The organism is Desulfosporosinus burensis (assembly GCF_054657535.1).
In genome coordinates this window covers 87,350-101,617 of record NZ_BAAHYN010000006.1, presented here as the reverse complement: position 1 = coordinate 101,617, position 14,268 = coordinate 87,350, and the positions used below count along the sequence as shown (strand labels likewise).

Sequence of the window (14,268 nt, the reverse complement as noted above, 5' to 3'; positions counted from 1 at the left end):
AGCATGACTAAATCCTACTATATTTATTGGACTATTTGATGAATAAGTTGTGAATATCTTATGAATATTAAAGGTTTACTTTTAACATCTCTTATTGATTCTAATGGGAAAAGCCCTATAATATTTTCACTTATCAAAGAGCTTTCCCTGAACCATTATGAACTAATAGTTCATTCGCCAAGCACTTTGCAAAAATGTGCGCAAATTGCAAAGGGCTGTAACACAACTATTAAACCAAGTTGTGTTACAGCCCCTTCCTAAAATGACCGTAGGGATTTAAACAATATAACCTATTTTTTGGCCTCTGCCGGAACAACAATGGGGGCCAGTACACTATCCTTGAGCATTTCAACACATTGAGCCATATAGACTCCGACTTTTTCTGTAGGATCCATTGTCGGGATACCGAGTGCTCGGGCGACGAGTTCGGTTAAATCCATTTGCTGGACCTCTGTTCCCATGGCGTGACAGGTTGCGTTAAATTGTGATCCACACCCCGCACAGTTAGTCACGAGGTATTCCGAACCAGTTGCAACCGCTTCCTCAACGCGTTTCATTCCGCTTTGAGCAACCGTGGGCAAGGAGTCAAACGCAGAAACGAGTCCACAACATAACCCTTCTTCTTTGATGTGTTCCATTTCGCGAAATTCAATGCCCGGAATAGCGCGAATAACACTTCGAGGTTCATCATAGTGCCCAAACCAACGCCCAACATGACAGGAATCATGATAGGTAATCGTGTTGCTAAGAGGGTCCGTAAACTTCAGTCGCCCATCCGCGATAAGCTCGCTTAAAAATACAGTGATATGCTTAAAGCGAATGTTACATTCAAGCCCCATTTCCAACGCCATTTGCTGATAGTTTTCGTTAAACGTCGCATAGCAGCCTGGGCAGGAAAAAATAATTGTCTCGATACCGGCTTCTTTAAACATCTCCAAGTTCTCTCGAACAAGGTTCTGGAAGTCTTTCTTATATCCTCCTAAGGTTAAATAAAGTCCACAGCAGCGTTCCCGCTCCCGGAAATGAACAAAAGGAACTCCGAGATGATCCATAATCCGGGTCGCGTTTTGCGCCATATTGTCCATGATCGTGCCTGCCCAGCAACCGGACCAATACGCGATTTTACCATGGGTTTCTGTTGGAACATCCAGCCACTTTAAGCGCTCTTCCGCTGGGACGCCCCAGAAGTTACCCGTATTAAGCACGTTGTCACGGATGATTCCAAGGCCAGTATTCTGTAGTTTATTCTTGTTGAATTCGTAACGTAACGCCATCCAGTGGTGGGCATTATGCGCACGAATTTGGCAAACCGAATCACATTTTTTACACGTCGTACACGGATAAAGTGCCTTTCCAACTTCGTCGTCCATCGGAAGTTTACCCTTGATATGTTGGTTAAGAATAAAGTATTTGCCACGTGGAGAGTTACTTTCCCAGGGAATAGCATCAAATACCGTACAAACATTGCGACAATAGCCGCATTGCGCGCAAGCGAACGTGTCATCCGTCAGCTCGTCATCGAGCGGTGAGGTAAAATCATTCCCTTGCCACTTCATGAGTAAACGCCCGGCAAGCCCAATCAGGCCACTCCCAGCATTCGCAACTTTCATGGCCGCGGAAAGCATCTTTGTTGGGGATTGTTTATCCATTGAGATAGGAATTATCTTGCCAGGATTCATGTTCCCCTCGGGGTCGACAAATTGTTTAAAGTTCCAAATATTTTTTAGGAGCTCTTCACCATAGAATGTTTTGGCGCGATCGGTAAAGTACATCCCGACGCTAAAGACTTTACCCCCATGTTTTTCACCACTATCCATAACATCCAAGGCACAAGCGTAAGCCAGCGGAAAACCAAGCTTTCGTTCGTCTGAAAGCATAAAACCCAATATCGATATTTGGTCATGCCCAACCATTGTTCCCTCAAGGGCAAATTCCCCTTTGAATTTACGTTCGACTTCTTCGACAAAGGCAGCAACTTCTGTAATTGGAATGACTACCTCACTGGCGACTAAGGTCGGGCCAAGCTTTTTAAAACGCATGGGATAAAACTTATCATCCCATTCCTCAACGGCTAATTTCTCGCGCATGACTTTTCCACTATACTTTGTTGTGAGCTCCCGAATCGGGTTCTCTACAGTAGACCGACGGGGTTTTGGGAAAACCATAGTGACCAAATACTGGTCTTCTGGTAAGACATAATGTTCAAGGGCCTTTTGTTTGAGGGAAACATAAGCTGGTGTGGATAGGCCGACGTTCCAGAGCTGCACATTTTTCTCCGAGAGGGCTTTCAAGAATCCAGAAGCGCTTTGCATGTTCGGAAATGCCGAGAGGATCACACTCTCTTCATCTTTTTCCCGTGCCCGAACTGTAACGCTCACAATCAATCCCGTGATACCGCATAAACTGTAAACCTGGAACAAATCCTCGCCAACAAACGTGTTTAATTGGCCATTGGGTAACACCATCTCCAACGAAACGATATTCTGAAGACAGTCACCAAATTCATAACTGCCATACCCGCTCCCTCCCTGAGCAACCCAACCAGCAACTGTCGAACTGTTTGAACTCGAGGGAAACGACCGCAATGTTAATCCGCGATTGCTTAACTCCTTCTCCAAATTGCTCCAGATTACGCCAGGTTCAACCGTAGCCGTCATGTTTTCCGTATTAATATCTAGGATCTTGTTCATTCTGACGAAGTCCACAACAATTCCGGCCTTTACCGGAACACTGCCTCCAAACCCTGCAGTTCCTGCACCTCTGGGTACAACGGGAATTTTTTCTTCCTTAGCGAGTTTGGCAAACGCTATAACTTCACCCACACTTGTGGGTTGAACAACGCCATCCGGAGTACATCCAATCATTGCCCGAATTTGTTCAGGCATGATCCCCATATCATGCGAGTAAACCACTCTTTCAACTCTATTAAAGCGCACTCGATCACTAAATATCTCCTGAATTTTGGACATTTGAACCATTGTTAGGTTTTGTTTCATTTTATTGTGCTCCTTTCAATTTACCGCTTCACCAGATTAAATATTTTACACAAATACTTAATAAATGTTTAAAAAAATAATAAGCAATCCTCAATGTGTGCTTATTTCCACCAATCTACCCCTTCCTTTAACACCCTATTTTTGAACCATTAGTTCAAATTAAATGAACTTATTTTTAACATCGCTAACTACTTCGACATCATTTCTTTGATTCCTTCCCGCTAATTAAATAAATTTATGTTTTCTCTGCCCTCATACAAAAAAATAGACCTCCCGAGTTAGGAACTCAAGAGGAAATAAATTCTCATGTTGCTTGAGCGGATTAGAGAAAGTGCTTAATCCAAAAGTGATCGATTCCGTTTATAGAACTGAATAAAATTAAGAATAAATTTTAAATCTCCTGCTCCCAAATCCCTAACTGCCCGAAGGACTGATTGTACCCTTGGATCTCCCAAGAGAGACAAAACATCGGTATTTAACGAGGCGACTAGGTTATCCACATCTTCTTGTTCTAAGAGAAAATAACAAACCGATACTCCTAAAGCCTTAGCTACATTTTCCAATGTATCTAAGGATGGCTCGGCCTGATTATTCTCAATCTGACTAACCATTGCAGGAGTTATTTCAGCTCGATCTGCCAAAGCAACTCCAGTAAGCCCTTGTTTTTCCCGTTCACGACGCACACGTTCCCCCATCGAAAGCGCATCTGCCGATTTCTCCAAAAAATATCGCACTGTGACACTCAAGGCCTCACCCAAACGATCTAACGTCTCTAAGTCAGGTTCCTCGATCCCCTCTTCATAGGCCTGAATGCGCTCTGGCGAAATTCCCGAAAGTTCACTGAGTTCTTCAATCGTTAAGCTTCGTCCCCTGCGAATAAAGCTTATTTTTTCACCGCAGACCTTTTCCGTACTAATCCCAAAAAGATAGGTGGGAGAAATATTTAGGACGTCGGAAAGTTTCTTAACCATTGCTACCGATGGTTTCTTTACCCCTCGCTCAACTGCACTCAAAAACGAACAAGAGACTCCCAACTGATCTGAAAGCACTTGAAGTGTGAACCCTCTTTGTTTGCGAAAATCCCGGATCGTTGTTCCCAAAGCCATATTTCATCCGCCTTATTTTAATCAGAATAAACCTTTTTCGTGATAATTAATTGGCCCCTTAAAAAGAATATCTCATTTAATATAGCATAAATCAAATAAACGTGTATAGCCCTATCACGATCAGTGATAGGGCCGTACCACTATTTGCTCTTATCCCTCTTCGGTGGAAGGCCTATCAGTCTTAACTTACTGCTTGATTTTATGACAGCTGGTACAGTTTGGCCGGTCTAGATGCTTTGATATCTTTGCACCATTGGCCCCGCTTTCATGACAGGACTTGCAGTCCAAGCCTTGGGTAACCTCATGAGGAATGGCAGGGATTACACCAAGGAGTATCATTATCCATAGCCTAAAAATCCTCCGACGTTTGAACCTTAGGCGTTAGGAATCCATTTCGAGTTATTTGTATCCACCCAATCCAGTAATTCTTTAACATTATTCACAGTCAAACCAGCTTTCGTCTTGCTTCTTTTCACAAGGACTGTCTCGATCCCCAACTCTAAGGCTGCCGAGATTTTCGTATCTGTCCCACCGGCAGACCCACTATCTCTGGTTAATAGAATATCTGCTCCATAGAATTTAAATAGCGCCTTGTTGATGTCTTTCGAAAATTGCCCTTGCATTGCTACTATATCCCTTGGCGAAATGCCCATATCTTGACATTTTTGGACTAAGCGTCCTTCTGGAAGAACCCTAACAACTAAACGAGCATAGCGAGCAAAGGTAGCTTGTACGATGCTCTCCATTTGGTGGCTTCCCGTCGTCACGAAAATCGTCACTATTCGTCCTTTCGCTTTATGCATTGCACCGACTCGCTGTTCTAACTGGAGCAAAGCTTCCTCCCAAGTACAAACAGGATATATTAATAAGCTGTCTGGAATGACAGTCTCTGGTCTTTCAAGCCTAAGATAAGGAATGCCCTGTTGCTCACACCATTGGCGTAAAGGGGCCAACTTTGCACTGCTGGAAGGAGGGCTGGCATCAAGGATTAATGAAGGCACCTTCAAACAGGTCTTTTCTGTCCAGGTTTGCAAACGCATAAACTCCAGCCCTCTACTATCGAGGCATTTACTAATCTCACGCGCCGCCGCCGTTTCTCCTAAAAGTATGATCATTTTTGTTAGCCTCCATAGCCTTTATTACAACAAGTGTAACTCTAATAGACAATCCTCATGTGTATGGGATATAAGACAACTTTGTATATTTCAATGTACATGTCTATGGTAAATGTCGGGAGTACGTTGGTGTACATGAATTATAAATTCGTGTTCATGAGTATGGGAGTGATCGCCATTTTTTGGTATTTCATTATCAGAATGGCCATGTGTATAGTTCTGTTCTTCATTTTTATTTCCTCTTGTCAAGTTTAATCCAATGTATCGTTCTTTGCCGGAATGCTCCTCAACAAATCTTCCCTTGTTTTCGGCAAAGGAGTAGAGGGCGGTAACCAACCTTTTTCCACCAACCCACAATGCATTTCTATCAGCCAAGGAAGGGCCAAATCAGCACGTTCAATAAGTTCAGGACGCAGGAATAGTTCACCAGGTGCTCCTTGAGCAATGATTTCTCCACTAGACATAATAACTAACCTGTTGGACCAGGAATAGGCTAAATCGACATCATGAGTCGATAGGATAATCATTTTACCCTCAATACTCAACCTTTCCAGAAGCTGCATGAACTCCTGGGAGTGACGAGGATCCAGCCCGGCGGTTGGTTCATCAAAAATAATTACCTCTGGTTCCATCGCCAGAACGCCCGCGATAGAAACACGCTTTTTCTGACCGTAACTTAATAAATGAGTTGGCTTGTCTTCAAGGTCTGTGGTTTCCGTATCTGTCAGGGCTTGTTTAACTCTCTCTTTCACTTCTTCTTCCGCAAGTCCCAGATTGAGAGGACCAAACGAGATATCCTGATACACACTAGCAGAAAACAACTGACTATCCGGATCTTGAAAGACAATTCCCACCTTCTTGCGTAATTCGATCAGGGCCTTGTTTTTATAGGAAATATCTTGTCCTTGGTACTTTATAGAACCTGAATTAGGACGATAAATCCCGTTAAATTGCATAAATAAAGTGGATTTTCCAGCTCCGTTCGATCCCAGAATGGCTAGTTTTTCTCCCTTTTGAACATGCAAATTCATATTTCGCAATGCCTTTGTGCCATCTGGATAAGAATAATCCAAATCAACGGCTTCAAGTATGAGTTCTGACAAACGTATTACCTCCAAAATAAATTCAATAAGATTAAAGGAATCTCCAATCCAGTGATAATAAGATAATTTTTGGGGCTAACAGGACGTTTCTCGGTAAGTACCTTAATCTCTCCAGAGTAACACCGCGCAGCCAGGGCATTGTAAAGTTCTTGGGATTTCACAAAAACTTTCCCTAACAGAGCTGAAAAGAGCCGACTCAACGAACGATAAGAACTTTTCATAGAGACATAGCCTGAACGAGAAAGCTGGGCCCGACGAATCGTGGTGGCTGTTTCCATAAAGACAAAGATAAAACGATAAATGAGCACCATCAATTCGGTGATAATCACAGGAACCCTCATTTTATTGAGTACGGTAATGAGCTCCGTCATTGGAGTGGTTAGGGCCAGAAAGTAAAGACAAGAAACTGCTCCGAGCGATCTAAGAAAGAGATGAACTGCTGTGATCAGATCTGGGTAGTGTATACCTACTGTTAGACCATACATGGTTTGAGCTAGCCAAAATCCCGAAGGATTGGACGAGACTGAAAAAGCAATCGTTAAAACGCTGATCAGGAGAAACGAAAGCGGAACAAGCATCAGCTTGACAAAAACTTGGGCGGGGATGCCTGCTTTGATGACTATCCCCGCGGCCATTAAAGCTAAGACAATCAGAGGGGTAATGACCGTGGGAGCCGTTAGACACATTACCATGGTCATCATGGCAAAAAGAGACTTTTCCGAAGGGTGAACGGCTTTTAGATTATTGCTATAGGCGTAACTATCTATGTCAATCACGTCTGATCTCTCTTTCTATTTCCTTTCGAATACCCGATATAATAAAAGACGAAACCGCTTCCCAGCGCGGCCTGCAAGGCAAACAAGAACGATGCAACTTCTCCGCTCGGTGGTTCCCACAAGGGTTTAAACCAAGGTTGATAATTGGGGTTGAACGTACTGATCGCTGTTGATGCTTTATCATCAGCTCCGGCAAATTTCGCATCGCGCGCTATAAAAAGCGGAGCAAAAGACAGTACAACAACCAGAACTAGTAAAAGCCCATTCTTAGTCATCAGTTTCATGCCTTCACCCCCTGTTTTCTGGTGGGTAATTCTTTCCCAGTAAATACGCCTAAAAATCCCAACTCTTTTTGATTGTAAGCACTAAGGATATTAATGACCATAACGGTGAGGATACCTTCGCTTATGGCTAAGGGGACTTGAGTGAACGCAAAAATGCTCATGAATTTTAGTACGGAAGCCATTACTCCGCCCGAAGCTGCGGGAAATGCTAGCCCCAGTTGGAAGGATGTTGTAATGTAAGTCATCAGATCACCTATTGTAGCTGACATGAACACAGATAGCCATAGGGGAGTTTCAGTTTCTTGGAGCCTTTATAAATACCGTAAGAGACAAAAGGGCCAACAATTCCCATAGAAAACGTGTTTGCCCCTAGGGTCGTTATTCCGCCATGAGCGAGTAGAAGTGCCTGAAAGATTAAGACAATCATTCCCAAGACGGTCATCGCAGTAGGTCCGAATAGTATGGTACCTAGACCTACTCCTGTCGGGTGCGAACAACTACCCGTTACGGACAGAATTTTCAAAGCTGACAAAACAAACGCAAAAGCTCCGGCCATACCGAGCAACATTTTTAAACTGGGGTGGAGTGTTACTGTTTTCTTAATGGAACGTACTCCAGCGATAACAAACGGAATCATGGCCAGCCACCAGAAGGCGGCCCAATTGAAAGGTAAGAATCCTTCCATGATATGCATGCCATAAGCATTATCAGGAAAGACGATATAGATAGCCAAAACGTAGGCTATTAATAAACTGATCTGTTTTATCATTATGAAGATACGTATCATCATCGACCTCTTTCATTAAATATAAAGAGACAACCTAATACTCTATTCCCTCTCGCGCCATTATACCTTTTTCCAGGGGATGCTTGCGGGCAGTTATTTCCGAGACGTAATCAGCTAACTCGATCAGCTTTGATGGGGCATCTCGCCCTGTCAGAACGAGTTCCAATTTTTGCGGCTTGATCTTAACTATCTCGACTACTTCCTCCAGAGGCAGAAACCCGCTATTCACAGCGGCCATAATCTCGTCCATGATAATCAAATCCCATTCACCGCTCAGGACAGCCTCAATAGTAGGTTTAGTCCAATCCGCATTTCTCCTTTTATTCCTTCCATTTCTTCATCTGCCATTCCCCAAGTGAATTTGTCATTCTCTTTGTATTGAAAGAGCTGAAAGCACGGTCCTAAACTAGCGATGACTTTCATTTCTCCCGTGGCCCATCCCTTTAAAAATTGAACCATGAGGACCTTAAGTCCCTGCCCATACGCCCTGATTCCCAACCCGACTGCCGCTGTCGTCTTCCCTTTCCCTGCACCAGTATAAATATGGATGAGCCCTTGTTGCATGCTTATTTCTCCCTCCACTCTCACTAAAAAAATAAAGAGACAACCTCACATCACTAATCATAAAGACAGCAATGAATCGGTTGTCTCGGACGGCGCGTTCTCTTCCGCTTTCAAGTCGCATTCGCATTTTTGAAAGCAGATCCCGCTTGAACAAGACTTTTACCCTTAGGTCAGTTTCCCTCGGGAAACCAAATTTGTACCCATAAAAATATATAAAGCCCTCCAAAACATGAAGGGCTGAATTAAATAATTCCTGCCACCCATCCATCGTGAGTAAAGCATATGAGCAATCAGGTCTCCTGGCTCAGGTTCCTCGTTTAGTGCCTCCTTCCCAAGTTTCCTCAGTGGATGTGGCACAAACTCCCCTTTACAGTGGCGGGACCGCGCCGGATTTAAACCGGCTTCCCTGTTATGATTTTTCGGTTAAGAAAAATCCCTTGCTCATCTATTAAATTTGCAAATTAAATGTATCACAAAAGCGATACATCGTCAAGTGTCGTGAATTTACATCCATCACCACGGCAGCCCCAGATTTTGCATTGGGATTAGTGTTCTTTTGAACATCTGCAATAACTTGATCGAGGCTTTCTTCCACAACCCTTTCTTTTTGTTTATAACATCGTTGAGTTAAACTTAAATTATGCTTGTTCAGCAGCTGGCAAGTAAATGGTGAAAACTGCTCCATGATCGGGTTCACTTTCAACTGATACTTTTCCGTCATGCATTTCAATTATTTTTTTAACAATAGAAAGTCCTAAGCCCGTGCCGGTTCCACGCCTCGATCTAGATTTATCGACCTTGTAAAACCTTTCCCAAATATTTGACAGTTCTTCCCGGGGAATGCCAAGTCCGGCATTTTTTACGGCTATAAAAGCATGCCTATTCTTCATACCCAACGTTACACTTACTTCACCACCCACTTCTGAATGGTTAATAGCATTGTCCAATAAATTCGTAAGAACCTGTTTAAGGCGATCAATGTTTCCCCGTACGATAATAGTTTGCTCTGGCGCAATTAGCGTTAAATTAATTTCTTTAGAATTGGCCATATGTTTTAAGCGCTCAACGGTAATTTGAACAAGTTTATTCATGATTACATATTCCATTTCATCAAAGGTTTTAGTGGCTTCCATTCCTTTTAAGTCGAGTAACTCATCGACTAGGCGTCTGAGACGCTGGGATTCGTCAATAATGTTATTCAGATAGAGTTGCTCCTGTTCCTTTGACTTAACTAGCCCATCCAACACTGCCTCCGAAAAGCCCTGGATAACCGTTAAGGGCGTGCGCAACTCATGTGAAACATCAGATAGTAGTTCCTGCCTTAAACGATCAATTCTCTCGATAGCCTCAATTTTTTCGCTAAGCTGACTTGACATGCGATTAAACGAGCGCGCAAGCCGCCCTACTTCATCATCGGAGGTAACCTCAATTTGCCTGCCAAACTCACCTTCTGCAATACGGCGTGCAGTTTCTTCCATTTTTTCAAGGGGCCTTATCATCTTTCGGGATACAAGCATACTTAACACGGTCGCTAAAAAGATCCCGATCAACGTTCCTATCAGAGCAATTCCCCAAATGTTGTTAACATGATGCTTCATGCTTTCTAGAGGACTGAAAATAACCACCAACCCAATAATCTGCTTATCCTTTTTTAAAGGAACAGCCACAAGAAACATCTCTTCACTGATTCCCCTGATCTTACCGGAGAATACAACATTTTCACCACCGAGGACTCTCTCTTTAAAACCAGGCTCTAAAAGCAAATTGCTCGGCGACTGATCATTGGCCGGTTGACCATACAAGATGTTTCCATCTGTATCCAGGATTGCAGTTTTAGCACTTAATACCTTAGCTAAGATCTCCAACCTTTTGTCGATAGCGATGCTCTCTGTATCTTCATACTTATTAAAAATTAAGACGACCTCTTCCGCCTCATTGATGAAAAGCTGGGCGTGTTGATCATAGATGACAGATTTAATCTGTTGTGCTTGTATCACTACTAAAAATAGAAAAACCCCTAGTACTATAAGCACAATTGCCAACCAAAGCTTGTTTACTAAGCTATTTCTTATTGACCACTTAATTCGAATTTGTAACCCACCCCTCTAACCGTTTGGATAAAGTCCTCATAACCAAGCTGATTTTCAAGCTTAGATCTTAAGCGATTGATGTGGGTGCAACCTAAGAACAATCAGATATATTTCAAAATTTATACTGAAAGGAACTAGCTCAATGTCTTCACAATTTTTTCTTAAGGTTGTATCGCATTGGCTACCAATTCCTTCCCCGTACCCGATTCCCCTTGAATAAGTACCGTAGCTGGCGTGAGAGCGACTCGCTCCACTAAGTGCCTAACCTTTTGCATTGCTTCACTGTCCACAACCATTTGCCAGCCATTACTTTGGACCTCCCCTTTAAGATAGTCTACCTGCTCACGTAGTCTTTCTACTTCAAAGGCCTTAAAGACCGTGATAAGCAGTTCTTCAATATCAAAAGGTTTCATCAAATAATCATTTAATCTGGATACTGCTCTTTAAGCCTCACAAAAGCTTGAAACGACTCCTAGCGACCCGCAACTTATTTTGACGGTTTACGGTATCGGCTACAAGTTTAATCCAAGTGCGGGGGGATATAATCTGGTGCATAATGCCTATCGGTACTCTAACCCAGGCGGTCAAATTAACGTCGCCCTTGCACAAACACCCGATTATTGTCAAATTAGAATTAGAAATACCGGGATGGGCATCTCTGAAGACGATCTTCCTTTAATATTTGAGCGTTTTTACCGTGCAGACAAATCCCGCACTCGTGAGACAGGGGGAACTGGAATTGGTCTAGCGCTGGTTCGCGAGATTACGGACCTCCATCAAGGCACGATCACCGTACAGAGTAAAGTCGGGCATGAAACTGAGTTCATCGTCAAGCTTCCGAAAGAAATAAAAGTGGCTGTGGAGTAAATCCACGGCCACTTTTTCTACTCATTTTTCTAAATCCTGTTTCCTGCTCTGATACTCAGCAGAATCTATCTCGCCACGCGCATATCGTTCTCGCAGAATATCCATTCCACTATACTCACCTAGTCCTCCTGCATGAACGTGCGAGGTCTTACGACGAAATAAATAGAGAGCCAATATAATAACCCCCATCCCGAAGATGAGGTGCATTCCTATCCCCGCCATCCCCATCATTCCATAGACGCCGCTTCCATAACCACCATAACCCCAACTACCCATCATATTACCCCAGCCACCCATCATATAAATTCCTCCTTAAAACTATTTGATAAAATACAACCTTAGATAATCTCTTTTCATTCATAAAGTTCACGCTATTTATCCTTTCTTAATGGATATTTGCTGCTTTTTCCCCGACAGTTCTTGTTTCCTCTCGAGGTATTCCTCTCTCTGAATTTCACCGCGTGCATATCGTTCACTCAATATATCCAGTGAGGTGTACGACTGAGATTGATGGCCCTCGCAGCATGACCCTCCAGCATTAGATGAACTAAACATGTAATACGCAATAAATATTAATAGGACTAAACCAATCATCATTATAACTATCCCCCTTTTAATTATTTGATGACCAATGCTGTTCTTCCATATCCTTAGTGTAACTCTTAGATACGATTTAATTATGAAAAAGTTATGAATTTCTCATGAAGATGCACATTATTTACCACTTAATTTGCCCTATATGATCGCACTGCATAAACCCGAAACTGCCCATTTCTAATCTGTCAGGCATTCTAAAGAATCATCCACAAAAAGTGCTGAGGACTATCCTCAGCACTTTAAATTGACTAATGAAATCAATTCCCCTTAGACTCTTGGCCGAAATTTCATTAACTTAATAACTCACTTCCAGTTATACGATGTCTGAATCCCCTCAAAAGAGTAGTGCTCTCCTCTAAGCATAACAAACTTATTAATTGTTAATAACCCTGTAACCAGCCTCATCAATAGCCTTTGCAAGCGATGTCCGGTCTGCGGTTCCGATAACCACTGCCTGTTTCTGAGCTAAATCGACTTCTGCTCGAGTAACTCCAGGAACTTTCAATAACGCCTTCTCCACTGAACCTTTGCAATGTCCACATGTCATTCCCTCAATTTTTATTACAATGCCATCTTGGGGACTCAAGGTATTTCCCCCAGAATTGTCTTTCTTCGAATGTCCACAGCAACCCATTTTACATCGCTCCTTTTTAATACTTAGTGATACTCTTTAGACTTCTTGTTCAATTGAGGCAACGTTTGAGCAGCACACATCCAATCACGAGTCTTAAAAATTCATCATATTACTACCTGCTTTTGCTGTCCCAGTTCCGTTCATCATCAAACTTCCTGAACTGTTAGCACCCATTCCATTGGTCATCATGTTTCCTCCAGATTGACTCATAAATTGGTTCATCTGATCAAGATTATCTTGTCCCATTAGGGCCTTAACATTCGGGTCTGAATTCATGAGATCTTGCATTGCCTTAACATCCCCTGTTTGCATAGCATCCTGCATACCCTGTGAATTGTGTAGGTTTTGCATTTCGTTCGAATTCATAAGCTCTTGGTGCTGCTCGGGTGAAAACGTTTGCGTCATAAAGCCTTGCATCTGACCAACCCAACCGTTCCCTTGTTGCTCGGTTGTTCCAGCTATAGCAGGTAATGCTACAAGCCCCATCGCCAGTGTTGCGGTTCCTAGAATTGCTGTAATTTTTTTGTTAAATTTCCACATTGTATATTCCTCCAAATTTTTATTCCTATGTTCTACCGCTTTGCGGATCTTCCATGTCCTAAGTGTAACCCAAGGTTTCGATTATCTCATGAAAAAGTTGTGAATTTCTCATGAAGGAAGGACCCTGATTTTATACTTCAGGGTCCTTCCTTCATGAGAAGACTTTATGAAATTTATTTTGCAGCTAAGGCTTCCTTAACCAAGGGTTGTAAAGCTGGATCTTTAAGCATAGCTGAGAATGTCGCTTTCATTTTAGGATCGGACATGATTTGTACCATAGGCTTATACATGGATGGATCCGACATAATACCTACCATATTAGCTTGATTTTGGTCACTCCCCATTATACCCATCATATTCTTTTGTACATTGCTATCTTTCATCATATCAACCATCACAGGCATCATTTGTGACGACCCCATTATTTTTACCATGGACTGGCGAGAATCCGGTGAACTTAAAACATTCATCATTTCAGTGGGATTACTCGTCATATATTGGGTCATATTGCTGGTGTTCATCATATCTTTGGATTGACCACCGCAACCTGCTAGACTTAAGGTGGCAATAGAAATCAGAGCTACAAACACAATCGATTTGATTTTCTTATTCATTATTTCATCTCCTACTCTTTTACTCACAGTTAATAATAACTTTCTGTTCTTCAATGAATCAAACAAGCTCAAACCGTAGGATAAGGACTCTCATATTACAAACCACGATATGAGCAGCTACCCGAGGACAAGAAGTGCAAAGAATTGTCCTCGGGCTTAATAGTACAAAATTAACTCATGTTTTCTATAAGCAGG

Annotated in this window: 15 protein-coding genes, 3 pseudogenes and 1 riboswitch; of the genes and pseudogenes, 1 reads left to right on the top strand and 17 read right to left on the bottom strand. The window is 42.5% G+C overall.

The window, feature by feature from the left end:
* Positions 1-290: 290 nt before the first annotated feature.
* From ACYQ3Q_RS11940 to ACYQ3Q_RS11885, 12 genes and pseudogenes are all read right to left on the bottom strand, one after another.
* A complete protein-coding gene (locus ACYQ3Q_RS11940; protein WP_459928767.1) occupies positions 291-2,996 on the bottom strand; it encodes an FAD-binding and (Fe-S)-binding domain-containing protein in 2,706 nt (901 codons plus the stop codon).
* 335 nt (positions 2,997-3,331) lie between these two features.
* Positions 3,332-4,102: a helix-turn-helix domain-containing protein gene (locus ACYQ3Q_RS11935; RefSeq protein WP_459928766.1), complete on the bottom strand. Its 771-nt coding sequence runs from the start codon at positions 4,100-4,102 to the stop codon at positions 3,332-3,334.
* Positions 4,103-4,476: 374 nt separating this feature from the next.
* The gene (locus ACYQ3Q_RS11930; protein ID WP_459928765.1) at positions 4,477-5,217 is read right to left on the bottom strand and encodes a precorrin-6A/cobalt-precorrin-6A reductase; all 741 of its coding nucleotides are present in this window, start codon (positions 5,215-5,217) and stop codon (positions 4,477-4,479) included.
* 251 nt (positions 5,218-5,468) lie between these two features.
* Positions 5,469-6,320: an energy-coupling factor ABC transporter ATP-binding protein gene (locus tag ACYQ3Q_RS11925; RefSeq protein ID WP_459928764.1), complete on the bottom strand. Its 852-nt coding sequence runs from the start codon at positions 6,318-6,320 to the stop codon at positions 5,469-5,471.
* A gap of 5 nt (positions 6,321-6,325) precedes the next feature.
* A complete protein-coding gene (gene cbiQ, locus ACYQ3Q_RS11920; protein WP_459928763.1) occupies positions 6,326-7,096 on the bottom strand; it encodes a cobalt ECF transporter T component CbiQ in 771 nt (256 codons plus the stop codon).
* Entirely contained in the window at positions 7,093-7,380 is a 288-nt protein-coding gene (locus ACYQ3Q_RS11915) for an energy-coupling factor ABC transporter substrate-binding protein (protein WP_459928762.1), read from the bottom strand. The genes cbiQ and ACYQ3Q_RS11915 overlap by 4 nt, the downstream gene beginning before the upstream one ends.
* Positions 7,377-8,149, bottom strand: a pseudogene (locus ACYQ3Q_RS11910) (energy-coupling factor ABC transporter permease). Before ACYQ3Q_RS11910 ends, ACYQ3Q_RS11915 begins: the two are co-directional and overlap by 4 nt.
* Positions 8,150-8,201: 52 nt before the next feature.
* Positions 8,202-8,417: a cob(I)yrinic acid a,c-diamide adenosyltransferase gene (locus tag ACYQ3Q_RS11905; protein ID WP_459928761.1), complete on the bottom strand. Its 216-nt coding sequence runs from the start codon at positions 8,415-8,417 to the stop codon at positions 8,202-8,204.
* Between the two features lie 23 nt (positions 8,418-8,440).
* Positions 8,441-8,731, bottom strand: a complete 291-nt coding sequence (locus ACYQ3Q_RS11900) for a cob(I)yrinic acid a,c-diamide adenosyltransferase (RefSeq protein ID WP_459928760.1) — start codon at positions 8,729-8,731, stop codon at positions 8,441-8,443.
* Between the two features lie 272 nt (positions 8,732-9,003).
* Positions 9,004-9,187: riboswitch (cobalamin riboswitch) on the bottom strand.
* Between the two features lie 182 nt (positions 9,188-9,369).
* Positions 9,370-10,764, bottom strand: coding sequence for a sensor histidine kinase (locus tag ACYQ3Q_RS11895; RefSeq protein ID WP_459929032.1), 1,395 nt, complete (start codon positions 10,762-10,764; stop codon positions 9,370-9,372).
* Between the two features lie 35 nt (positions 10,765-10,799).
* Positions 10,800-10,907 (bottom strand): annotated as a pseudogene (locus ACYQ3Q_RS11890) (winged helix-turn-helix domain-containing protein); the annotation flags it as partial.
* 75 nt (positions 10,908-10,982) lie between these two features.
* The gene (locus ACYQ3Q_RS11885) at positions 10,983-11,234 is read right to left on the bottom strand and encodes a sigma 54-interacting transcriptional regulator (RefSeq protein WP_459928759.1); all 252 of its coding nucleotides are present in this window, start codon (positions 11,232-11,234) and stop codon (positions 10,983-10,985) included.
* Between the two features lie 127 nt (positions 11,235-11,361).
* Here ACYQ3Q_RS11885 and ACYQ3Q_RS11880 point away from each other — a divergent pair.
* Positions 11,362-11,688: pseudogene (locus ACYQ3Q_RS11880) on the top strand (sensor histidine kinase); the annotation flags it as partial.
* Positions 11,689-11,709: 21 nt separating this feature from the next.
* On the opposite strand, the gene ACYQ3Q_RS11875 reads toward ACYQ3Q_RS11880, so the two are convergent.
* From ACYQ3Q_RS11875 to ACYQ3Q_RS11855, 5 genes are all read right to left on the bottom strand, one after another.
* On the bottom strand, positions 11,710-11,988 hold the full coding sequence (locus tag ACYQ3Q_RS11875; protein WP_459928758.1) for an SHOCT domain-containing protein: 279 nt from the start codon (positions 11,986-11,988) through the stop codon (positions 11,710-11,712).
* Between the two features lie 75 nt (positions 11,989-12,063).
* The gene (locus ACYQ3Q_RS11870) at positions 12,064-12,285 is read right to left on the bottom strand and encodes an SHOCT domain-containing protein (RefSeq protein WP_459928757.1); all 222 of its coding nucleotides are present in this window, start codon (positions 12,283-12,285) and stop codon (positions 12,064-12,066) included.
* A gap of 373 nt (positions 12,286-12,658) precedes the next feature.
* On the bottom strand, positions 12,659-12,919 hold the full coding sequence (locus tag ACYQ3Q_RS11865; RefSeq protein ID WP_459928756.1) for a CopZ family metallochaperone: 261 nt from the start codon (positions 12,917-12,919) through the stop codon (positions 12,659-12,661).
* A 93-nt stretch (positions 12,920-13,012) separates the two neighbouring features.
* Positions 13,013-13,459: a hypothetical protein gene (locus ACYQ3Q_RS11860; RefSeq protein WP_459928755.1), complete on the bottom strand. Its 447-nt coding sequence runs from the start codon at positions 13,457-13,459 to the stop codon at positions 13,013-13,015.
* 173 nt (positions 13,460-13,632) lie between these two features.
* Positions 13,633-14,073 carry a hypothetical protein gene (locus ACYQ3Q_RS11855; RefSeq protein WP_459928754.1) on the bottom strand — a complete coding sequence of 147 codons (441 nt, stop codon included), beginning with the start codon at positions 14,071-14,073 and terminating at the stop codon, positions 13,633-13,635.
* Between the last annotated feature and the right edge of the window lie 195 nt (positions 14,074-14,268).

What these genes read in the sequence shown, in the direction of transcription:
- ACYQ3Q_RS11935 (WP_459928766.1), bottom strand. Translation starts at nt 4,102, where the DNA reads ATGGCTTTGGGAACAACGATCCGGGATTTTCGCAAACAAAGAGGGTTC.
- ACYQ3Q_RS11860 (WP_459928755.1), bottom strand. Translation starts at nt 13,459, where the DNA reads ATGTGGAAATTTAACAAAAAAATTACAGCAATTCTAGGAACCGCAACA.
- ACYQ3Q_RS11930 (WP_459928765.1), bottom strand. Translation starts at nt 5,217, where the DNA reads ATGATCATACTTTTAGGAGAAACGGCGGCGGCGCGTGAGATTAGTAAA.
- ACYQ3Q_RS11885 (WP_459928759.1), bottom strand. Translation starts at nt 11,234, where the DNA reads ATGAAACCTTTTGATATTGAAGAACTGCTTATCACGGTCTTTAAGGCC.
- ACYQ3Q_RS11855 (WP_459928754.1), bottom strand. Translation starts at nt 14,073, where the DNA reads ATGAATAAGAAAATCAAATCGATTGTGTTTGTAGCTCTGATTTCTATT.
- ACYQ3Q_RS11900 (WP_459928760.1), bottom strand. Translation starts at nt 8,731, where the DNA reads ATGCAACAAGGGCTCATCCATATTTATACTGGTGCAGGGAAAGGGAAG.
- ACYQ3Q_RS11905 (WP_459928761.1), bottom strand. Translation starts at nt 8,417, where the DNA reads ATGGACGAGATTATGGCCGCTGTGAATAGCGGGTTTCTGCCTCTGGAG.
- ACYQ3Q_RS11940 (WP_459928767.1), bottom strand. Translation starts at nt 2,996, where the DNA reads ATGAAACAAAACCTAACAATGGTTCAAATGTCCAAAATTCAGGAGATA.
- ACYQ3Q_RS11875 (WP_459928758.1), bottom strand. Translation starts at nt 11,988, where the DNA reads ATGATGGGTGGCTGGGGTAATATGATGGGTAGTTGGGGTTATGGTGGT.
- ACYQ3Q_RS11870 (WP_459928757.1), bottom strand. Translation starts at nt 12,285, where the DNA reads ATGATGATTGGTTTAGTCCTATTAATATTTATTGCGTATTACATGTTT.
- ACYQ3Q_RS11865 (WP_459928756.1), bottom strand. Translation starts at nt 12,919, where the DNA reads ATGGGTTGCTGTGGACATTCGAAGAAAGACAATTCTGGGGGAAATACC.
- ACYQ3Q_RS11915 (WP_459928762.1), bottom strand. Translation starts at nt 7,380, where the DNA reads ATGAAACTGATGACTAAGAATGGGCTTTTACTAGTTCTGGTTGTTGTA.